Source organism: Xanthomonas sp. NCPPB 2933, from assembly GCF_056725225.1.
Window position 1 is genome coordinate 815588 of record NZ_CM161518.1, and the last position, 21803, is coordinate 837390.

Consider the following 21803-nt stretch of genomic DNA (forward strand, 5'->3'; position numbering starts at 1 on the left):
GTCGCCTGATATGTCTTGCGTATTTATCGGTAAGGCATCGCGGCCAGGGCCGCTCCTACACGACAGGGTGCCTGCGTCACCGTGCTGCCTGTGCGCCTGTCAGTTCTTGGGCATCGGCTTCATCTGATACTCCGCCGGCGGCGTGGCGCCGAGCAGGTACTGCACGAAATAATCCCAGCGGCGGCGTGTGACATACGGTGTGAGATCGCCATAGCCATGTTTGGCGTTGGGCAGCATCAGCATGTCGAAGTTCTTGTTGGCCTTGATCAGCGCATCGGCCACCAGCAGGGTGAGATACGGCGGCACGTTGTCGTCCAGGGTGCCGTGCACCAGCATCAGCCGGCCCTTGAGGTTGCCGGCGCGGCCGGCGTTGGCCTGGTCGTCGTAGTTGGACGTGCCATCCTTGTTGACGATGTGTTCGCCGTGGTACTTCTCGGCCCAGTCGTCTTCGTAGCCGCGGTTGTCGTGGTTGCCGCTTTCCGACCAGGCCACCTTGAACAGGTCCGGGTAGCGCAGCATCGCGGCGGTGGAGGCGTTGCCGCCGCCGGAGTGGCCCCAGATGCCGATGCGGCTGGTATCGAACCAGGTATAGCGCTGGCCGAGTTCTTTGATCGCGGCGACTTGGTCGGGCAGCGTGTTGTCGCCCATGTTGGCGTACCAGGTGTCGTGGAAGGTCTTGCTACGCCACGGCGTGCCCATGCCGTCGATGGCGATCACGATGAAGCCCAGCTCCGCCAACGATTGATTGTCGCCGTGGCCGGCAAGGAAAATGCGGCCACGTACCGATCCGGTCTGCGGGCCGGGATAGATGTAATCGATCACCGGGTATTTGCGCGCCGGGTCGAAGTTGCTGGGCTTGAACATCAGCCCGTACAACGTGGTCTTGCCGTCGCGCGCCTTGACCGTGATTGGCTCCGGCGGCACCCAGCCGGCGGCCTTGAGGCGGCTGATGTCGGCAGTGGCGATCGTGCTGACGCTGCGTCCGTCGCCGGCATCGCGCAACAGCGTGACCGGCGGGGTGACTGAGGTGGAATAGGTATCGACAAAGCGTGCGCCATCGGGCGAGAGCGCAATGTGGTGATCGGCCACTTCGGGTGTGAGCAGCACCGGCTCACCACCGTCCAGGCTCACCTTCCACAGCTGCTGGTAGTACGGGTCCACGCCCGGCGTGCGGCCCACACCGACGAACCACGCGGTGCGTGTCACCGGGTCCACGCGCAACAACTCGGTGACGTTGCCTTCGCCGGTGGTGATCGCGCGCTTGGGTTTACCGGTGCCCAGATCGTAGAGATACAGCTGGCCCCAATCGCTGCGTTCGGAGAACCACACCGCCTCGTTGCTGCCGGGCAGGTACGCCCAATTGGCGGCGACCTGGCCGCTTTCGTAATAGGTCTTGGCGGTTTCGTCGAAGGCGGTACGCACCTCGCCAGTGGCGACATCGGCGATGCGCAACCAGGTCTGCTTGTGGAAGCGCGAGGTGGAGGCGAAGGCCAGCGTCTTGCCGTCCGGCGCCCACTTCACATCGTCCCACAGGCCAGGCGAGCAGCTCACGTCGTCGCACAGGGTGGAGCGGTGCTGATCCGGCGGCAGTTTCAGCCGCAGCACGCTGCGCGTGGGCACGTCGATGACCACGCGCTCGATCATGGTCACGTCCTTGTCGCCGGCCAGCGGGTATTTCCACGACTGCAGTTCCGGATGCCCTAGCTTGGTGCTGACCAGATACATGTCGCCGGTCTTGCGCTGGTCCTGCTGGAAGGTGGCGATCTTGCGCGAGTCCGGCGACCAGGCAACGATGGCGTTGTCGCTGTGCTGCCAGCCGGCGTTGTCGGTGGCGTAGCCGAAGTTTTCCACGCCGTCGCGGGTGAGCTGGGTTTCCTGGCCGCTGGCCAGATCGCGTACCCACAGGTTCCAGTTGCGGATGAAGGCTTCGCTGCGCTTGTCCGGCGACGGCACGCCCGGCTCGGCCTTGTCCTTCGCATAGAGCTTGCTGCAGCGCGCACGCGTGTCGCAGACCACGGCGGTATCGCGGACGTTGAGGCGGTAGCGGCCATCGGCGGTGCGCTTGACCACCGGTGCGAACGTGTCGGCCTTGAGCGGTTTGTCGCCGGTCTTCAGCAGCGTATTGAGCGAGCCGACCAGCGCGGACTGCTTGAACAGCGGCGCGGTCTTGCCGGTGGCGGTGTCCAGCTGCAGCAGCCGGTTGCCGGTGGCATCGTGATCGACATAGACCACATGGGTGGCGTCCAGCCAGTCGATGCGCGTGGCTTGGTGATCGACCAGCGGTTGCGCCAGATAGCTGGTGAGGCGCTCGGCGCGGGCGTAGTCGGCCTCGGTCACGCTGGGGACCTGCGCGCTGGCCAGCGCGGGCAGCGCGGCGATCGCCAGGGCGGTGAGCAGGTGGCGCATCGGCAACGGTGTGAGCATGTGGACCTCGTCGGAAGGGGCGCGCGTCGATGCGGTCGACGCAGCCCCCTGATGCTACCTGGCCCGGCGGTGCGTGTGCCTCTGCCATAGGTCGTGCCATGGCCGTAGACCAAGCCGTTGCGACAGGCGCAACGTGCGCCGACATCCGGGGTGTGCCGCGCGCGCGGGCGTGTGGCTACTTGCCCATGCAGCGTTTCCAACGCTCGTTCACCCGCTGCGCGAACCAGGCGGTGGTGAGCGTGCGGGTGATCTTCGGGCTTTCCAGGGTGATACCCGGCAATACGGCGCGCGGCAACGGTTTGCCGGTGCTGCGCTCGGCCAGCGCGAACACCTGGCGATACAGATCGGTGTCCTCGAAATCGGCCGTATCGCCGGCTTCCAGCGCACGGCGCAGTTGCCGGTCGCTCATCGCCAGCTGGCTGCCCAGGGCGCGTGCGGCACGTTCGGTGCCGCCCGGTGCCTCCAGGCTGGCGCCGGGTGTGAGCAGGTCGCCGTCCAGTGCGAGCGCGATGCCGCTGGCCTTGCTCAGCGCGGCCTGGAAGGCGGCATTGCGGCTGGCGTACCAACCGGCGTTGAAGTCGGCGAAGCGATACAGCAGTGCGTCGTAACTGGCCGGATACCCGAGCAGATGTCTGGTGCCGAACCAGAGCCCGCCGCGACGGCTGAAGACTTCATGGCGCATCGAGTCGCCCGGTGGATACGGATAGCGCTCGGCATGCTGCTCGGCAAACGCGATGCTCACCTGCATCGGCCCGGCGGTGTGCACCGGATTGAGCCCGTCGAACAGGCGCGCGCCCAACGGCACGCTGCCGGTGAAATCCTCGAAGATCTTGCTCAACTCCTGCTCGGTGCGCGCGCTCGCAATGCGCGTGGCATAGCTGCGGCCATCGGGGGAGTCGATGCGCACGGCGGCGTCGACCATGAAGCTGGGAATGTGGTGCGCACTGGCGCGGCGGTCGATCTCCGCGCGTGAAATCTTGCCCAGGTTGGGAACGACGGGATTGGCCTGATAGGTCGACTCCTGCTCGGTCACCGCCAGCACCGCGCAGATGTGCTCGGGGCTGGTGTCCAGCGCCTGCGAGGACAGCGCCACGTACACATCGTTGGCCCAGCCGGCGCGATCGGTGAGGGTGGCCGGCAGGCGCCGGGCGATATCGGCCTTGACCGCATCCGGAGAGTGTTGCGGCGCACGCGGGGCCTGGGTGGCGCAGGCCGACAGCAAGGCGACGGCAAGCAACGTGAGCAGGCGGGGCAAGCAGGATGTCACGGCGTCTCCAGATATCGGGCGGCAACTGCCGTGCGGCAGTTTACGTCGCTGCCGGACAGGTGCCAGCACACACCGGCACACACCGGCACACACGGGATGCCGGCAGCTCGCTGCGTCGGTCGCTCCGATTCAAGCCAGGTGCGATCAGGCCGATAACGAGCTCGATCAGGAACGTCGCGATCACGGTGCCTGGCATGCCTGCCGGTCATCATTGCAGAGGTTGCTGCATCGATGTCGCGTTCAAGCAGACGCCGACCTCGCCCAATTCCACCGCTGTCCACCCATGGGAGTGCCTGAAATGCCGCAGCAACCAGCAAGCCCGGTTCGGGTCGGAGGTGATGCCGTGGTCACGGTCCCGGCGCGTTGTGCCTTGTCGCCGTCATGAGTCGCCGATGAGCCTTCTTGCGGCACGCTGGCAACGGGTCTTGGCGGGGATCGCATTACTGCTGAGCAGCGCGGTGGTGTGGGCGCAGCCGCAGCCATGGAAGGCGATCGAATCGGCCGCAATCGACGACCCCAAGGCCGCGTTGCAGACCGCACAGACCTTTTTGCAGCAGGCGCGCAGCAATGGCGATGCCGACGCGCAATTCTGGGCCTTGCTGGCCCAGGCGCGCATCCTGATCTCGCTGGAAGACAACGATCATCGCCAGCTGGTGCTCAGCCAGGCGCGTACCGTGTTGGAGCAATTGCATGGCAACGCCGCGCAGGCGCAGCTGTGGCTGGATACCGTGCAGGCACTCAGCGATGTGCGCGAAAACCCCAACCGCGGCATGGTGACGCGATTGGAAGATCTGCGTCAGCGGGCGCGGGCACTGGGTCGCAACGATCTGCTGTGCGAAGTGGAAGCGGTCGACATGTGGAGCATGCTGGCCTCCAGCAGCAGCGATGAGGCATGGAAGGCGGCGCAGGCCAGCTACCAGTGTGCGGTGCGCGAGCACACCTTGAGCCTGGAGCTGGACGCGTTGACCCAGCTGGGGTCGCTGGCCAGCCGTGTCGGTGGGCGCATGGCAGAAGACAGCGAAGCCGAAGATTATCTGCAGCATGCCTTGACGCGCCTGCACGGCCAGCCGGCACGCTTCCAGCGCAGCCTGATCGAATACGAGTACGGCACGTCGCTGGCCGCGCAGCAACCCGAGGCCGCCTTGCTGCATTTCAAGCGCGCGCTGGCGCTCAGCCGCGAGCTCGGCGATCAGGCCGGCGTGGCGGCGGCACTGACCAGCGCCAGCGAAGCCCTGAGCGAAACCGGCGATGCGAATGCGGCACTGGCAATGGCGCGCGAGGCACTGCCACTGATGCAGAAACAAGGCAATGTTGGTCGTATCGCCGCGTGTCATGCAGTGTTGCTGCAGGCATTGACGGTGTTGAAAGCAGACAGCCTGGGGGCCGAGATCGTCGCGGCCAGGGCGGCGGACGACCCGAACCTGACCTTGAGCCGGCGTGCGCAACTGCTCGATGCCATTGCCCAGGCGCTGGCAGCGCAAGGCCGCCATGCCGAGGCGTATCAGGAACTGCAACGCGCCAACACGCTGCGCGCGCAAAGCCTGGACCGCCAACGCGACACCGTGATGCTGCGCTTGCAGGCGCGCTACGAAGATGCCCGCCGTGGCGCCGAAACCGCCGAGCTGCGCCGCCGTAGCGAGACTGCGCAACTGGCCTTGCAGGCGCGCGAAGCGGGCCAACGCACGCTATGGATCGCGCTATGTGCGGCCTGCCTGCTGTTGCTGGGCGCCTTGGTGGTGCTGGCCTTCGGTGCGCGCCATCGCCGTCAGCTGTCGCGGCTGGCGATGCGCGACGAACTCACCGGCCTGCCCAATCGCCGCGCCATTCGCTCTGAAGCGCAACAGCAGATCGAGCAAGCGTTGCGCTCGCAGATCCCATGCATGCTGGCGTTGATCGATCTGGATCACTTCAAGTTGATCAACGATGTACACGGCCACGCCACCGGCGATGCGGTGCTCAAGGCGCTCGCCAGCGCCTCGAAGCTGGCCTTGCGCACGCAGGATCGCCTGGGCCGCCTGGGCGGCGAAGAATTCCTGCTGGTATTGCCGGGCTGCAACGCGGAAGAAATTCCTGCGGTGTTTGCGCGCCTGCGCAGCGCCGTGGCCGCGATCCAGATTCCCGGCCTGCCGGCAGACCAGCCGGTGCGGTTCTGCATGGGAGCGGTCAGCGTCACCGCCGCCACCGGCCTGGACGTGCTGCTGAGCCAGGCCGATCTTGCGTTGTATGCAGCCAAGACTGCCGGGCGCGATCAATGGGCGGTGTGTTGAGCGTGCGTGCGTCGATCGCGTATTTGCGGATCGCGCTTTTTAAATCGCTGGGGTCTGCAGTCGCGCTGCAGCATCGAGCAACGATGCCGCTCTAAACCGCATGACGTTTTTCATCGCAGTGCGTTGTGCACCTGCGTGTGAGGTGACCAGTGGAGTCAAACGAAGCGAGAAGGCTCGATCGCGCCTTGCGGACCACGTGCCGCGGTCCGCAAGGCGCCACCGACGATACCGTCGTGCTTACTGGCTGACTTCCTGCATCGGCACCTTGTGCTCCTTGGAATATGCGCGCTGCGCGGTATTCAGGGCTTCGATATCGACATTGAGCTGGGCCGACACGGTTTCCAGGTCCTTGGCCAGCGGTGCCAGCTCGGTATTGGTGTAGCCGTTGGGCAGTGCGGCAAAGCGCTCCAGCGCGGCCATCATCGCGTCGGCGCTCTTGAGGTAGGCCGACAACTTGCCGTCCAGATCCTTGGCGTTATCCGGCACGCCCGAGGCCACGGCGGCATTGGCCTGCGCATTGGCGGCAAGCGCCTTGCGTTGGCTGCCCAGCGCGGTCTTGTAGCTGTCCAGCGGCTTGTGCGCGATGGCATCGTTCACCAGGCTCTGCCCGCGATCGCCGGACACCCACGGATCGATGATGGTCACCGCGCCATTCCAGACCGAGATGTTGTGCAACAGATAGTCGCTGGAGGAGAGCTTGGAGGCGCCGGTGGTGGTGCCGCCGCCGCAGGCAGCAAGCAGCAGACTGAGAGAGACAAGCAGGAGTGTGGTGAACGTCTTCAAAGCGAAAGATCCTTGAGGGAAGACTGTTGTCGCCGTTGCATGGCGTCACAGCAAAAAAATCCAAGGAAGCGTCCAGACAATCCGCGTGGCAGTGCTGCCGGCTATCTTCCTTGAGACGAATGCAGCGTGGAGCGTTCCATGTCACTCGATCGAGTGCGCTGCGCGGCGATTATAGCGGCTGCGACCAGGCTGCACGTGCATAGCGTCGTGTTGCAGTTGAAGGCCGCGTCCTGTCTGCGCGCGATCACGCCGACAGGCGCCGATGCAAAGTGCCAGCGGTAAACTGCGTCGCACGATTGCAGAGAGGCCTGCTTGAAAAAACGTCCCAAATCACCACCACCACCGACGCCGGCGCCTGCCAATTCCCGCATCGTCGACTGGCTTGTCCGCGGGGTGGTCCTCGTGATCGCGGTGGCCTGTTGCGGGCGGCTATGGTTGTTGCTGCAGGCGGTGATCAGCGGGCGCTATGTCAGCGTCGTTCGTGGTCGGCCGGCCAGGACGTTCTATGCCGACACCGACCCGCAGCGCTACTGGATCTCGATCGGCTGGGATGGCCTGTTGACCACTGCCCTGTTGGCGATGGTGGGTGTGTTTGCGTATCTCGCATGGAAGGATTACCGGCGCGATCGTGCCGAGGCCATGCGGCGCGGCAGACGCTGATGGCAGGTCACGCACACCGACCATCTCCACTGGCCCTTGCCCGCCTACCGTCGCGGGACCTTACGCGGCATGGATGCCGCGTAAGCGCCTACACGGACGTACTTGCGGCGTGTCCCGCGATGGTAGGCGGGCAAGGGCCTTGCAGCAAAGCCGCAGATCATTGGCTACGCACACCTGGCAGTTTTGTTCGCGACTCTTGAACAGACTTCATGGTGTCCCACGCTTGCGCGAAGGTTTGGCTGCGTTGCGCTTCGGCCAGGTGTCGTAGCTGTAGACGAACTCTTTCTGGTCGGCACCGCTTGTCGGGTCACAATGCCAGGAGCTGGCGACGATGCCGGCTTCCAGCACATCGTCGACCTCGCGCACGGACTGCGATTCGAAGGCGCAGATCGCCCCGTAGAGTTTGACGTCCCAGTCCGGGCTTGCCGTTTGATGGGCATGCTGCACCAGCACAATGTCGCTGCCTTGGAAGTGGTGCACCTGTGCGCTGCGGTCGCGCGCAATGCTGAAATAGCACGGCGCACCGATGCCCAGCGGAAACACTTCATCGTCGCGCAGCACTGCGCATTTTCCAGCGTGCTCGCCCAAGCGAATCGTGCGCCCGGCCAGTGTGGCGGTGGTGACAGGGTTGGAGAGTGTGACTTCAGACATGGGCTGCGCGGGCGGTGTCTGTGCCTGCGATTGCGTCTGTGCGCCTGCTGGCGCGCACAGCATCAGCACGAGTGGGGCCAACCATAAAGCAGTGAGATGGAGGCGCATGCAACATCCTTGTCGAGGGCGGTGCAGTATCGCAGATTCATCCGCTATCGCTGTCTGCATGGCCCACGTGTTGAGGCTTCTCAATGATGGCGGGGGCGGTTGTACCTGATCGCGCAGACGATACTCAGCGCCGCGCAGGCAACGTCGCCAGCACACCATCCAAGGCGAGTTGCGTGCTGAAACCAGCCTTGCTCAGGCGCTTGCTCACTTCGTTGGGAACATCGCGCCCGCTGGTGAATTTGTTGGGCGCGCCGGTGTAATGGAACATGCGCCCGCCGCGGCGCAGCACGCGCGCCAGCTGGTCGTAGAACACCTGCGAATACAGCTCGCCGGCAATGCCGAAGCGCGGCGGGTCGTGCAGGATGGCGTCGACCGAACCGTCTGCGAGCGTGGTGACGTGCTGCGAGATATCGGCGTGTGTCAGCTGCAGACGCCCACCGCTGGCGTCGTCGTCCGGATCCGGCGACCACGGATTGAGGGTGCGCAGCCACAGCACGTCGGCGTTCTTTTCGAACGAGTGCAGTTGCGCCACGTTGGCCTCCAGGCAGCAGGCGGCGAAATAGCCCAGGCCACCACAGGTATCCAGCACGACCTTGCCGCGCGGATCCACCAGTGCCACCTTGCGGCGCGCATCGTCGAACGGCGACAACTGCGCCGACGGCAGCATCTTGATGCCGTCGATCTCAAAGGTGGGCGCGCCCCATTCGGTCGGCACCAGCTTGATCAACGCACCGTTGAAACGCGAGATCGGCGCAAAGTCGTCGCCGTCCCAGAAATACAGCGTGCGCTCCTTGAGCTTGCCCGGATACGGGTAGCCCCTGCCGCGCCACTGCCAGGTCTGCGCATCCAGCTGCGCAGTGCCGGTACTGCGGCCCAGGTCCAGCGACCCGGTCCATTGAGTCAGACCATTTCCGCGCGCGGCAAGCAGGGCTTGGGCGTCAGAGAGAATGAGTAGTGGGCCGGAGTAATGGGGCACGGGTGACAGGTCTGGATTCGGACGCGTAGCGCGCGCGCCGGTGTCAAGGAAGGAATCGGCATCGTAACCGACCCATAGCGTGCCGGCATCCTGTTGCCTGCAAGTAACCCGGGAGTGCGCAAACAGCGGCTGCGCGCAACGATTCCTCCAACGCATGGCGCACCGCATACTGTGTACTGCCCGCACCGACACCGCGTCGGATCGGCGCCAACCGTGGAGTGTCGGCAATGCTGAAGGGTGTGTTGTTGGGGTTCGCCTGCTATGCGGCCTATTCGATCAGCGATGCGTTCGTGAAGCTGCTCGAAGGCACGTTGCCGGTCTACGAAGTGCTGTTTCTCGGCGCGTTGCTGATGCTGGTGGCGGTGCCGTTCCTGAAGAAGCCCGACGACCGCCTGCGCGAGCTGGTGATGGCCAAGCAGCCCAGTCTGTGGCTGCTGCGCGCGCTTACCGGCGCGATCGGCAATCTGACCTCGGTGATCGCCTTTACCACCTTGCCGATGGCCGAGGCCTTTGCGCTGATCTTCTTGATGCCGATTTTCGTGACCGTGCTGTCGGTGGTGTTCCTCAAGGAAGAAGTGCATTGGCGGCGTTGGTCGGCGGTGATCGTGGGCTTCATCGGCGTGTTGATCGTGTTGCGTCCCGGCTTTCGGCATCTCACCCACGGGCATGTGGCGGCGATCGTCTGTGGCCTGGTGGGTGCGATCTCGGTGATCACCTTGCGCATGGCCGGCCATAGCGAGAAGCGTTTGACGCTCTATGGCGCCGGCGTGATCGGCCCGTTGGTGATGGGCGGGATCATGATGTTGCCGAGCTTCGTCTGGCCCACGCTGTACCAGTGGTACTTGCTGGCAGGCTACGGCTTGCTCGCGGGTCTGGCGGCGATTTGCCTGATGTACGCCACGCGCATGGCGCCGGTGAGCGTGGTGGCGCCCACGCAATACAGCCAGATGTTGTGGGCGATCGCGTTCGGCTATCTGCTGTTTCACGACCATCTGGATTGGCCGATGGCGGTGGGCATCGCGTTGATTCTGGGCGCCGGTTTGTTCACGCTGGTACGCGAAGAACAGGTGTCGCGTTGGTGGCGACGGACCAAGATTGTTTGAGGTCGGCGCGGTGCGCCGCGGGAATGGGGAGTCGGGAAATGGGGAATCGGAAGGGCGCTGTTTCGACATGTCGCGATGCGCGTGATGCTGTTGCGATTCCCTATTCCCTATTCCCTATTCCCTATTACCTATTCCCTATTCCCAGCTGAGCGTTACGGTGACGTAGTGGATTCCGGGCGCGGTGCGCGCCAGGTTTCGACGATGCGCGCGTACTCGCCGCTGGCCTTGCTCAGGTGCAGCCATTGGTCGACATAGGCCTTCCATGCGGGGTCGTCGCGCGGCAGCAGAAAGGCTTTTTCGCCGTATTGCAGCGGTTGCTCCGGCGCGATGGCGCATAGCGCGGGCAGGCGTGCCTGCTGGTATAGCGCCTCGGAGGCATCGGTGATCATCACGTCGGCACGCTGGTCCACCAGCTCCTGAAAGATGGTGGTGTTGTCGGCGAACAGGCGCAGGTTCGCGCGCGGCAATTCGCGCCGCGCGAAGGCTTCGTTGGTGCCGCCGGGCGGCTCGATCACGCGCACGTCGGGTCGATTGAGTTGCGCGATGTTGCGGTAACGCGTCTGGTCGGCGCAGCGCACCAGCGGGATCTTGCCGTCCACGTCCAGCACCGTGCTGAAGCTGGCCTGGCGTTGCCGCTGCAAGGTCACCGAGATGCCGCCGACTGCAATGTCGCAACGATCGGCGAGTAGATCGGGCATCAATTGCGGCCAGCTGGTGCGTACGAATTGCACGCGTGCACCCAGGCTGGCGCCAAGCGACTGTGCCAGCGCGATGTCGCTGCCTTCGAAGTGCCCATCTGCGCGCAGCAACGAATAAGGACGATAGTCGCCGGTGGTGCACACGCGCAGCACGCCGGATTGCAGCACTGCATCCAGACGTGAGGCAGGCTCGGCAGCCTGCGCACTGCCGCAGGTCAGCAGGAATGCGAGCAGAGCGCGATAACGCATGGTTTTGCCTCGAAGATAAGTCGTCATGATAACCATGGGCTGCACGGCTGGTTTCGGCGCGTTTTCAGCGAACGCACGTCAACAGCGTGTCAGCGCGGCGATGCTCAGGCTCACGGTGCACTAGCGTTGCGCGGCCTAGCGTTGACGCACCACTGAACGCAACGGAGTCGTCCATGCATCTCAATCCACGTACTGCTCGCCCGATGACCACGTTCACCACAGGCGTGGCCGCGCACGGCACGCCCGATCCGGATACCAACGAGGAAGAAATTCCGTTGGAAGAGCAGGCGCCGCAGCAAGGCGGTTTGCGCGAGGAGGTGGGCGATCTGGAAGAGGATGACGATCAGGCACTGCCGGGCCGTGTAGGCGGTGGGCTTGCTGGGGGCTAATAAGTGTTGGTTGCTGGGCAGCGTTTTGCGAGTTGATTAACACGTCAGGGGAACTGCACGTTGCCCGGTTCGAAATACACCGGCTTGTTGCCGTCTTCGGGCAGCGCGGGAATGGTATCGAGGATGGCCTTGCCGCGGATGTCGGTGATGCGGATGGACAGCGGTTGGTTGCCCAGTTGCTCACCGAGGAAGTGGTTGTAGTCCATCTTCTGCAAGCTTTTCCAGGTGCTGCCTTGCTTCACTTCGAACTTCACGACCGGGTAGGCGTGGTTACGCACCTGGATCGCGGCCCACCAGCGCGAACTGCCTTCCTTGATGCGGTATTGCACGTTGCCGGTGATGGGTGCGCGCACGATCTTCCAACTGATCGGGATGCGCCCTTGCACCATGTCGCCGATTGCAGCAAAGGCATTCGGCGATAAGTCCAGGCCGCCGGATGCGCCGTCCGGATACAGGTCGGTGACATAGACGTCGGTCTTGCCCTTGGGGCCGGTCACTTCCAGATAGGCGCCGGCAAGTGCGGCTTTGACCCCACCGAAGTTCATCTGGGTCGGGTTGAGTGCGGTGATGAAGGCGTTGCTGGGAATCGGATCCAGCAGGACCGCACCGCCGGAATAGCCGGAGCTGGTATAGGTCGCTGTGCCGCTGAAGGTGCTGTTCCAGGTGGTCGCCTTGCTCGCGTCGGCTTTACTCGCGCTTTTTGCAGATGCGCTGGCAGATGTAGCTGTCGCCAATCCCCATGCTTGATGCAGGATCTGTAGCTTGTCGCTGCGCGGGCTGCCATCGCTGGCGAGCAGGCCGCCATTGTTGGCATTGCCTATTTCCCAGCTGCCCAGAAAGGCACTGCGCATGCCGGTGCTTGCCAGATAGCCGCTCAATGCCTGTTGCCATGCGGGATCGCGCGGGTCGCCATCGCCCAGGCCGCCACCAATGCTCACCGGCAGCACCGCATAGTCTGCGGTAAACGTGCCGAAGTCGCGTTGCCAGCTCGCTGGCAGACCGCGTGGAAAGTCGGCCGCTGCGAAGGCATCTGCCGCATCGCGATCCGGCCCCGCCAGTTTGGGCATCAACACCAGTTGCTTGGCTGGGATGCGCAATGGCACGCAGGCAAGCGGCTGCAGATTGCTGCCGGGCGCCTTGCGCGCGGAGTCGCTGCAGAGCGCGTTGCTGCCCACGCCTTCCACGCCCACCACCCAGCGTGGTGCCTGTTTGAGGACAGTGGCCGCCGCGCGTGAGGCAATGCGATTCCAGTCGGCGTCTACGCTGTTTCCGGCCCAGGTGGCATTGCGGTAACCGCTGCTGCCCAGATCAATGCCGATCACACCGGTGGTGGTGCCGTAGCGGGCGGCGAGCGTGGTCAAGCCGTTCGTCCAGGCTTGCTGCTGCGCACCCAGCTGCGGTGCGGAGTCATCGCATCCGCCATCGGCAAATGCCAGCAGGACCTGCATGCCGCGTTGGGTGCTGGCGCGCACGACCGCATCGAGCAGCTGCAACGAAGTCAGGCCGCGCAGTGCGGGGTCGCCTGCGACATCGGCCGCAGCGACGGGCCTGGCTTGCAGCGTCGCCGTGCAGATCGGCACACGCAGCGCATTGATATCGGCTGCCTGCATCTGATCCAGCGTCTGTTGCAGCGTGCCGTTGCGCAGACCCGCCGCAACCAGCGCAGCGCGATCGAAGCCCGGCCAGGTCACGCCGCGCAGTTGCAGCGCCTGACCGCGCGCGTCGATCAGTTGCCCGTGCGCATCGACCTGCACGGCCAATGCAGAGACCGGGGCCAGCAACGTCATGGCCAGCAATAGATGGGAACGTGAGTACATGGGAGTGTCCTGAGGGTTGGGCCCGCGCAGGAGACCAGCAATCGCCACGTGCGGTCCGTGCGCGCAGTCAAGGAAGCGGGCAGGAGCGCGTGCTGCAGCCAGTGCAACGAGCGCGCTGGGACGCGGATCGCTGTTTGTGCGAGATGCCGCACGATTGTCATCTTGGTCGCGGCAGTGAATGCCCTGCCAACGCGCAGCCCAAGCTGCATGGCGCAACACGCGGCGTGCAACCCGCACTGTGCGCACCGCAGCATGGCGCTGTCCGCTCGGCATGCGCCGGCGTATTTGCCGGCCTACCCGGCGTTGCTGTTCAAACCGCTGGTGCGCGCTGCCGCGATCTCGTATTTTTGACGGCTTGTTCACTTGCCGGTGCCGTGCCCATGTCTGACCCGTCCGCGCCCGATCATCTGCAACGCAGCCTGTCCAATCGCCACCTGCAGCTGATCGCCATCGGTGGCGCGATCGGCACCGGGCTGTTCATGGGCTCGGGCAAGACCATCAGTCTGGCTGGCCCGTCGATCCTGTTCGTCTATCTCATCATCGGCGCGATGCTGTTCTTCGTGATGCGCGCGATGGGCGAGCTGCTGCTGTCCAACCTGGAGTACAAGTCGTTCATCGACTTTTCCACCGACCTGCTCGGGCCGTGGGCCGGGTTCTTCTGCGGCTGGACGTACTGGTTCTGCTGGATCATTACCGCCATCGCCGATGTCATCGCGATTGCGGCGTATGCGCAGTTCTGGTTTCCGGGATTGGCGCCGTGGATTCCAGCCATTCTCTGCGTGCTGTTGCTGCTGAGCCTGAATCTGGTGACGGTCAAGTTGTTCGGCGAGATGGAATTCTGGTTCGCGTTGATCAAGATCGTCGCCATCGCCGCGTTGATCATCACCGGCGCCGGGCTGGTGGCGTGGGGCTTCCGCTCGCCGTCTGGCAATGTGGCCTCGCTGTCGAACTTGTGGAACGACGGCGGCATGTTCCCGATGGGCATCGGCGGGTTCTTCGCCGGTTTTCAGATCGCGGTGTTCGCCTTCGTCGGCATCGAGCTGGTCGGCACCACCGCTGCGGAAACCGCAGACCCGCGCCGCAATCTGCCCAAGGCGATCAACTCGATCCCGGTACGTATCCTGATTTTCTACGTTCTGGCGCTGATCGCGATCATGGCGGTGACGCCGTGGCGGCAGGTGGTGGCCGACAAGAGCCCGTTCGTGGAGTTGTTCGTGCTGGCTGGCGTGCCTGCTGCGGCCAGCCTGATCAACTTCGTGGTGCTGACCTCGGCCACCTCCTCGGCCAATAGCGGCATCTTCTCCACCAGCCGCATGCTCTACGGCCTGGCCGAGGAGCAGCATGCGCCGAAGGGCTTCGCCAAGCTGTCGCGTGCAGCAGTGCCGGCGCGCGGGCTGTTGTTCTCCTGCGTGTGTCTGTTGCTGGGCGCGATGCTGGTGTATCTGATTCCCAACCTGGTCACTGCGTTCACGCTGGTCACCACGTTGTCGGCGGTGCTCTTCATGTTCGTGTGGTCGCTGATCTTGTGCGCCTATATCGCGTATCGGCGCAAGCGCCCGGAGCAGCACGCGGCCTCGGCGTTCAAGATGCCCGGTGGCGTGTTGATGTGCTACGTGTGCCTGGCGTTTTTCGCCTTCGTCATCGTGCTGCTGACCTTGCAGGCCGACACGCGCCAGGCTTTGCTGGCCAGCCCGGTGTGGTTCCTGCTGCTGGCGATCGGCTATGCGGTGAAGCGGAAGCAGACACGCACAGGCTGAGCGCACGCAAGACCGACCGAAGACATCACCAAGGCCCCGCACTGCGGGGCTTTGGCGTCTGTGGCTGCACGGCGCCGCGATAAAGGCCACTGGCAGCTAAGCGCGTTTTGCGCGCGACGTTGACGCCGATCGGATGGAACGGGATGCTCGCCGCCATCCATCGCCACGGCCTGCCGCATGATCATGACACACCCGATTGCCGGAACGCAGCACACGCAAGGTTCCTGGGTCGACCTGTGCCAACCCACTGCACAGGAGCTGGCGCAGGCCGCAGAAAAGGTGGGGTTCGCGCTGCCGGATCGCGCGGCGATCGGCGAGATCGAATTCAGCAGCCGGGTGCGGCGCCAGGGCGAGGTGCTGTTTCTCAATGTGCCTCGCTTTCAGGACGACGATGGCCCGACCGCGCCGCTGGGCTTTGCGGTGTCGCCGACCATGTTGGTCACCTTGCGCGAGCAGCGCTTGGGCTCGCTGGAGGCGGTGGCTGCGCGGCTTGAACACGAGCCCTGCCACAGCGCCGACGATTTGTTGCTGCGCATGTTCGACCAGCTGGTGGGCCGCCTGGCAGACCGGCTGGAATCGCTGGAAGCCGAGGTCACCGACACCACCCGGCAGGTGTTCGACGAGCCGCACAAGACCAAGGATCTGGAGCGCATGCTGCATCAGGTGGGCGGCATGGGCCGGCGCCTGGGCGGGCTGCACAATGCCGGGCAGGGACTGCTGCGCCTGGTCACCTATCTGGACGGCACCGCGCCGGACTGGTTCGGCGACGACGCGGCTAAACGCATCGGATTGCTGCACAAGGACCTGACCACCTTGAGCGAATTTCAGCAGCACATGGACGACCGCATCGAGTTCCTGCTCGACAGCGTGCTGGGCATGATCAACATGGACCAGAACAACGTGATGAAGGTGATGGCAGTGGCGTCGGTGGTCGGCATCCCGCCCACGGTGCTGGTCGGCATCTGGGGCATGAATTTCGCCTACATGCCCGAGCTCAAATGGCACGACGCCTATTTCTGGGCGCTGGGCGTGATCGTGCTGAGCATGGTGGTGCCGCTGGTGTGGTTCCGCAAACGCGGATGGGTGTAATGCATCAGAGCCGGAAACTAGTAGGAGCGCACCTGGGCGCGATATGGCATTACCGGGAAGGCCATATCGCGCCCAGGGGCGCTCCTACGAGGTGCCGTCAGGGCAATCATCTGTTGCCTACAGTTGCGTGACTACGCAATGCCAAGCTAGGGCAGCTCGGTAGCTGTGCAGCTCGCGACAGAATGCAGGAAAACCGTAGGAGCGCACCAGGGCGCGATGCGGGGTTACCGGTAAGGCCCTCGCGCCCAGGGGCGCTCCTACAGGGTGGGCTGGGATGCGCAGCTTTCACTGCGCATCGCGTCGTACTGGAAAACTGCCCAGCTGCGTAGCGTGCCACCAGGCGATGCGCATTGTTTATTGCTGCCGGGCGGCCTGGATCAGCCCTTGGCCTGGAAGCTGGCCTCCTCGTAAGGCTGCACCACCACCCAGCCTTCGCCGGCAAAACGCATCTGCAGGCTTTCGCCCGAGCCGCGGCCGAATAGGGTGCCGATCGACACGTCGGTGACCAGCTCCGGGGTCAGCGTGCCCGACCAGGCCACGGTGGCATTCGGGTCGGTGAACACCGGGCCGCTGGCAGCGGTGACCGGCAGGGTCAGAGGCTCGTAGTGCGAGGTGATCGCCACGATGCCGTGGCCGCTCAGGCGCACGTTGAACAGGCCGCCGGACAGCATGCCGGCCACTTTGCGCATCATGGTGATCTTGTGCTCGACACCGGATTCGAACGCCAGCACGTCGTTGCCGTTGACGAAGATCGCCTCGCCATTCAAACGCAGCAGCGTCACCAGCTTGCCGAGGTCGGCCAGATACACCCGGCCCTGGCCTTCGGCCTTCATCAGCTGCATGCCTTCGCCGCTGACCGCCTTTTTCAGCAGGTTGCCCAGACCCTGTTCCAGCAGACCCTCGCGGGTGAACTTGACGTTGCCGGTGCGCGCGACCATGGCGCCGGCCTTGGACCACACCATGCCGTTGAGGCGCACTTCCAGCAGGTGCGGGTTTTCCAGTTCGAACGGATCGGGGCTGACGTCCTTTTCCTTGGAATGGGCGAGAAATTCGTTGAGCGTGCGTACGGCCATGGGTCCATCCCGGAGCGTGAAAGAGTGCGCATGATACGCGGCATGCCGGTGTCTTCGAAGCGTGCTGATGTGCGAGCCGCCTTTCGTCTGCGGGCATGGCGCGCCGATCGGTACGAAGGCGCGTCGCAAATAAAACAACCGCTCGGCCTGCGCCGTGCTTCTGAGATCAGCGTCGGATTCACGACACTGCTGCCGGGCTAGATTGCTCCTACAGATAACGTCTTTACGTTGTTCAAGGAGTTAGCCGATGCGCGTTGTTCGTGGCAATCGAGTGGAAGGGGGCTGGTCTGGAATGTCGGTGCGCCATCGCACGATCGTATCGCTGCTTGCCATCGTCGCCAGTGTGATTGGCTTGCATGGCGCACCCGCGCAAGCGGCAGTGGGGCCGGGCGTGGTGACCGGCGACACCATCGTGCACGATCCTTCAATGCTCAAGCTCGGCGATGGGCGTTACTACATCTATGCCACCACGGGCGTGGTCACCAGTACCGACCGGACGAAATTCAGCAATGCAGGCGCGATCTTCAGCACCACGCCGAGTTGGGTGCGCAACTACAACGCAGACAATCAGGTGTGGGCGCCGGATGTGTCCTTCCACGGCGGCAAGTACCTGATGTATTACACCGCGTCCAAATTCGCCACCAACGCCTCGGCGATTGGCTTTGCCAGCAGCAGCACCGGCAAGCCTGGATCATGGAAGGATCAAGGAATTGTCTACACGTCAAAGAGCAGCGACGACTACAACGCCATCGACGGCAATCTGGTGGTGGATGGCGGCGGCAAATGGTGGTTGGCGTTCGGTTCGTTCTGGTCGGGGATCAAGCTGATCCAGCTCGATCCCGGCACCGGCAAGCAACTGTCCAGCAACACGGCACGCTACAGCCTGGCGAGCCGGCCGTATCCGGGTGCGGTGGAGGCGCCTTTCATCCAGCAGGCCAATGGCTGGTACTACCTGTTCGTGTCGTTCGATGCGTGCTGCAAGGGCGCCAGCAGCACCTACAAGATTGCAGTGGGGCGTGCGCGCTCGGTGACCGGGCCATATCTGGATCGCGCCGGTGTGGACATGCGCAACGGTGGCGGCACGGTGATCCAGTCCGGGTTGGGCAGCATGCATGGGCCGGGCGGGCAATCGGTGTTTCGCGATGGCGATGGCGACATTCTGGTCTACCACTACTACGACGATCGCGGCGATGCGCGCCTGGGCATCAATCGGCTGAGTTACGACGGCAGTGCGTGGCCAGTTGTGCAGTAGCAGCGATCACTGCAGCGCGCGGGTGGGCTCTGCAATGACGCAACGATCAGGCGATGCCTGTTGCAGTGATCTGCCAGCGCTGCCGACTACCGGAAATGCGATGCCGCCAGCGAGGCCGAGCAATGCCCGGCATCAACGATTGCACACTCAGCGTGTCGCCGCTTCGGGCTTGCGCGCGCGTTTGGCCGGCGCCACCTTGGTCGCTGTGTCCGGGTATAGATTCAACAGCATCAAGGTGACGCCGTTGGTCCAGCCGAAGCCGTCCTGCAGCGCGTATTCGCCACCGCCGCCGCCGGCTGCATCGGCTTCCAGACCGTATTTTTCGACCAGCTTGTGCTCGCGCGCGAACAGCGCCTGGACCTGGGTGAGAAAGCGCTCGCCGATGGTGCGTGCCAGCGCGTCTTCGCCGTAACGGCGCAGGCCGTCCACCGCCACCCATTGCAGCGGCGCCCAGCCATTGGGCTCGTCCCATTGCTGGCCGGTCTTCACTGCGGTGGTGGCCAGGCCGCCGGGACGCAGCAGACGCGCACGCACGCTGCTGGCGGTGCGCTTGGCGTGGTCGTCCGACGACAGACCGGCAAACAGCGGATACAGCGCCGCCGCAGTGACCTGGTCGCTCAACTTGCGCGTCTGCCAATCGTAGTCGGCGTAATAGCCGGCCTTGTTCCACAGATGCGCATCGATGGCCTGCTTGCGCTGCAGTGCCAGCGCGGCGTAGTCCTGCGTGCACTCGGCACCCGGCTGCGCGCAGGCCTGGGCCAGGGTGCGCTCCAGGTGATACAGCAGGCTGTTCAGATCGATCGGGATGATGGCGGTGGTGCGGATGGTGCGCAGGTTCTGGCCATCGGCCAGCCAGCGGCTGGTGTAGTCCCAGCCGCTTTCGGCACCGGCGCGCAGGTCGCGGTAGACCTCGGCGGCCGGGCGGTCGCTCGCTTCGGCGGCGGTGCGGGTGTCGTGCAGCCAGGCTTCCGGGCGCGGGGTATCGCGCTCGTCCCAATAGCGGTTGAGCAGGCTGCCGTCGGCCAGGCGCACCACGTGGCGGGCGGCCTGGCCGGGCTGCAGGTCATCGCTACCCTGCATCCAGTAGGCGTATTCCTTCTGCAGCTGCGGCAGGTAGCGCTGATACACCGCCTCGCCTTCCACGCCGGCCTGCAGTTCCACCATGTAGGAGAAGAACGGCGGCTGCGAGCGGCTCAGGTAGTAGCTGCGATTGCCGTTGGGGATGTGCCCGTAGGTGTCGATCAGGTAGGCGAAGTTGTCCAGCATCTGGCGGCTGAGCGTGGTCTCGCCGCTCTTCACCAGGCCGAGCATGGTGAAGTAGGAATCCCAGTAATACACCTCGCGGAAGCGCCCGCCCGGCACCACGTACGGATGCGGCAGCGCCAGCAGGCTGCTGTACGGCGGCACGTGGGTCTGGCTGCGCACCAGCTTGGGCCACAGGTCGTCGATGTGTTCGCGCAGCGCGGTGTCCTGGCGGATCGCGTCGGTTTGCACCGGCGGCGACTCTTCGAAATTGGCGTCCACGAACTTGCGCAGGTCGAAACCGGGGTGATCGTGCTGCGCCAGATAGTCGGCATTGATCAGTGCCGGGTCGCGCAGCGGCAGAAAGTCGACGAAATGCTTCTGGTCGTCGAACAGCTCGCCGCGCTGCACTGCCTGGAACAGTTCCGGGTAGGCCAGGTCGGGCGTGGGCGGTGTGGCCGCCGGCGCATTGACGACCGGAGTGTCCATCGGCGCGGCGGTCAGCGTGCACGGCGCAACGAACATGCTCAGCGATAGGCCAAGCAGCGACGTGCAGCACGGGGGCGCGGCAGAACTCATGGCATCTCCAGAACGGGCAGTGGCGTAAGGCATGGTAAACGACCGAAGTGGCGGGCGGGACCGGACGATGGTGTCGGCAGGCCGACAGGCTTCGCACGGAGACGACAAGATTCAGCAAGGTGATCCGGCGCGGTGTCGCAGGTTATTGCGCCAATTCAGGCCTATCGGCGCGGATTGAGGCAGCTTGAGCAGGTGCGGTTCGGCGTAGTCGGCCTGTTCACTGCAAGATGCGCACCAGCCGTCGCGGGCTGAGCTGCGATTGCGAGCGGTGGCCGGGTTGCGCGGCGGGCGATTGAGAGTGGCTGACAAAACGTACGCAGTCGCCAGGTAGGTGCGGGCGGCGCGGGGGAAATGGAGTGTACAAGTGGTACATGCCGATTCCGGGCACCGGCCGCGCCCGCCTGGCGGCTGCGTATTGGTTTTGATAGCCGCTCTAAACCGCTGCATGCGCGGGTGGATGGCGATCCTGGGCGACCGATCTCGCTCATCCAGCTGATGAGACGTGTTGTTGGACGCGCCGCCGCCTGCAGATGGGACGTGGTCTTACACGCTGCATCAACAGGCACTAGCGCTTGCGTTCGGTTCCAAGCAAGCGTTGCAGCCGCAATGCGTTGGGCACCGCCAGCCCGGCGGCAGTGTTGTCGAAGATCACCCAGCGTTCGGCCTGCGGATGCGTGCCGTCGTGCGGGGTATGACGCACCGCGTCGGCCAATGCCTGCAGCGCGCTGTCGTCGTAACTGCTGTAGTAGATGCGCGGTGCGCCATGCCAGCGCCAGTAGTACGGCCCGGCGGTGGGGCTTGGTGCGGCGGCTTCGGGAACCGGCGCCGGGTCGGCGGCGCAGCGTGCGATGTGGTGGCGTGTCAGCAGCGCCTGTGCCTGCGGCAAAAACCAGCTGGCGTGGCGCGGCTCGCACACCACGCCGCCGTCCCAGCGCCGCCGCAGCATCGCGAAAAAGCTGGCTGCCACGCGCGCATCGAAGGCGGCGCTGGGCGGCAACTGCAGCAGCAGGCAGCCCAGTCGCGTGCCCAGCGCGCCGGCCTGGGCCAGAAACGCATCCAGCAACGGACCGGCCGCATGCAGGCGCGCGTCGTGGCTGATGCTGCGCGGCAGCTTGACCGAAAAACGGAAATCCTCCGGCACGCTGTCGGCCCAGCGCGCATAAGTGCCGGCACGGTGCGGGCGATAGAACGAGGAGTTGATTTCCACCGCATCAAAACGCGTGGCGTAACGCTGCAACACGCTGGCGCCGTCGCCAAACGCCGCGCGGTCGGCGGCCGGAATCGACCAGCCTGCACAGCCACAGCGCACACGGGGCACGGCGATGGACGAACGAGACGACATGACGGGGAGCGATGCGATCGGGCAGCACTCTATGCATGCGCGCGCGTCAGCATTGCGTGTGCAGTGCGATCACGGCC

The 21803-nt window shown here is 64.7% G+C and carries 17 protein-coding genes and 1 other RNA gene; 7 read left to right on the top strand and 11 right to left on the bottom strand.

Annotated elements, in window-relative coordinates; all coding sequences use genetic code 11:
• Positions 1-99: 99 nt before the first annotated feature.
• Both AC1PLU_RS03525 and AC1PLU_RS03530 read right to left on the bottom strand, forming a co-directional pair.
• A complete protein-coding gene (locus AC1PLU_RS03525; RefSeq protein WP_481107725.1) occupies positions 100-2424 on the bottom strand; it encodes a S9 family peptidase in 2325 nt (774 codons plus the stop codon).
• Positions 2425-2599: 175 nt separating this feature from the next.
• Complete coding sequence (locus tag AC1PLU_RS03530; RefSeq protein WP_481107726.1) at positions 2600-3691, bottom strand: DUF1615 domain-containing protein; 1092 nt, start codon at positions 3689-3691, stop codon at positions 2600-2602.
• A gap of 392 nt (positions 3692-4083) precedes the next feature.
• Here AC1PLU_RS03530 and AC1PLU_RS03535 point away from each other — a divergent pair, with 392 nt between their 5' ends.
• Positions 4084-5958, top strand: coding sequence for a GGDEF domain-containing protein (locus tag AC1PLU_RS03535; protein ID WP_481107727.1), 1875 nt, complete (start codon positions 4084-4086; stop codon positions 5956-5958).
• 237 nt (positions 5959-6195) lie between these two features.
• Here the strand turns inward: AC1PLU_RS03535 and AC1PLU_RS03540 are convergent, their stop codons facing one another.
• Entirely contained in the window at positions 6196-6741 is a 546-nt protein-coding gene (locus AC1PLU_RS03540) for a hypothetical protein (RefSeq protein ID WP_268214100.1), read from the bottom strand.
• Between the two features lie 312 nt (positions 6742-7053).
• Between AC1PLU_RS03540 and AC1PLU_RS03545 the strand changes: the two genes are divergently transcribed.
• Entirely contained in the window at positions 7054-7401 is a 348-nt protein-coding gene (locus AC1PLU_RS03545) for a hypothetical protein (protein WP_481107728.1), read from the top strand.
• Between the two features lie 207 nt (positions 7402-7608).
• Here AC1PLU_RS03545 and AC1PLU_RS03550 read toward each other — a convergent pair whose 3' ends face one another.
• The gene (locus tag AC1PLU_RS03550; RefSeq protein WP_481107729.1) at positions 7609-8160 is read right to left on the bottom strand and encodes a hypothetical protein; all 552 of its coding nucleotides are present in this window, start codon (positions 8158-8160) and stop codon (positions 7609-7611) included.
• A gap of 124 nt (positions 8161-8284) precedes the next feature.
• A complete protein-coding gene (locus tag AC1PLU_RS03555; RefSeq protein WP_043889460.1) occupies positions 8285-9136 on the bottom strand; it encodes a class I SAM-dependent methyltransferase in 852 nt (283 codons plus the stop codon).
• A gap of 227 nt (positions 9137-9363) precedes the next feature.
• On the opposite strand from AC1PLU_RS03555, the gene AC1PLU_RS03560 reads away from it, so the two are divergent.
• Positions 9364-10239, top strand: a complete 876-nt coding sequence (locus AC1PLU_RS03560) for a DMT family transporter (protein ID WP_481107730.1) — start codon at positions 9364-9366, stop codon at positions 10237-10239.
• 152 nt (positions 10240-10391) lie between these two features.
• Here the strand turns inward: AC1PLU_RS03560 and AC1PLU_RS03565 are convergent, their stop codons facing one another.
• Positions 10392-11186 (bottom strand): transporter substrate-binding domain-containing protein, encoded by a 795-nt coding sequence (locus tag AC1PLU_RS03565; protein WP_481107731.1) that lies wholly within the window; start codon positions 11184-11186, stop codon positions 10392-10394.
• A gap of 173 nt (positions 11187-11359) precedes the next feature.
• Between AC1PLU_RS03565 and AC1PLU_RS03570 the strand changes: the two genes are divergently transcribed.
• Entirely contained in the window at positions 11360-11575 is a 216-nt protein-coding gene (locus tag AC1PLU_RS03570) for a hypothetical protein (protein WP_023905227.1), read from the top strand.
• 44 nt (positions 11576-11619) lie between these two features.
• Here the strand turns inward: AC1PLU_RS03570 and AC1PLU_RS03575 are convergent, their stop codons facing one another.
• On the bottom strand, positions 11620-13392 hold the full coding sequence (locus tag AC1PLU_RS03575; protein WP_481107732.1) for an expansin EXLX1 family cellulose-binding protein: 1773 nt from the start codon (positions 13390-13392) through the stop codon (positions 11620-11622).
• A 380-nt stretch (positions 13393-13772) separates the two neighbouring features.
• Here AC1PLU_RS03575 and cycA point away from each other — a divergent pair, with 380 nt between their 5' ends.
• A complete protein-coding gene (cycA, locus tag AC1PLU_RS03580) occupies positions 13773-15149 on the top strand; it encodes a D-serine/D-alanine/glycine transporter (protein WP_115037636.1) in 1377 nt (458 codons plus the stop codon).
• Between the two features lie 177 nt (positions 15150-15326).
• Positions 15327-16238, top strand: coding sequence for a CorA family divalent cation transporter (locus AC1PLU_RS03585; RefSeq protein ID WP_481107733.1), 912 nt, complete (start codon positions 15327-15329; stop codon positions 16236-16238).
• Positions 16239-16615: 377 nt separating this feature from the next.
• On the opposite strand, the gene AC1PLU_RS03590 is transcribed toward AC1PLU_RS03585, so the two are convergent.
• On the bottom strand, positions 16616-17311 hold the full coding sequence (locus tag AC1PLU_RS03590; protein WP_023905222.1) for an AIM24 family protein: 696 nt from the start codon (positions 17309-17311) through the stop codon (positions 16616-16618).
• Positions 17312-17558: 247 nt separating this feature from the next.
• Here AC1PLU_RS03590 and AC1PLU_RS03595 point away from each other — a divergent pair, with 247 nt between their 5' ends.
• On the top strand, positions 17559-18563 hold the full coding sequence (locus AC1PLU_RS03595; protein ID WP_481095499.1) for an arabinan endo-1,5-alpha-L-arabinosidase: 1005 nt from the start codon (positions 17559-17561) through the stop codon (positions 18561-18563).
• Positions 18564-18710: 147 nt separating this feature from the next.
• Here the strand turns inward: AC1PLU_RS03595 and treA are convergent, their stop codons facing one another.
• The 3 genes from treA to AC1PLU_RS03610 form a co-directional block, all read right to left on the bottom strand.
• Positions 18711-20384, bottom strand: a complete 1674-nt coding sequence (gene treA / locus AC1PLU_RS03600) for an alpha,alpha-trehalase TreA (RefSeq protein WP_481095498.1) — start codon at positions 20382-20384, stop codon at positions 18711-18713.
• Positions 20385-20684: 300 nt separating this feature from the next.
• A non-coding RNA gene (locus AC1PLU_RS03605) (sX9 sRNA) lies at positions 20685-20757 on the bottom strand.
• Between the two features lie 192 nt (positions 20758-20949).
• Positions 20950-21726, bottom strand: a complete 777-nt coding sequence (locus tag AC1PLU_RS03610; protein WP_481107734.1) for a DUF72 domain-containing protein — start codon at positions 21724-21726, stop codon at positions 20950-20952.
• Positions 21727-21803: the final 77 nt, after the last annotated feature.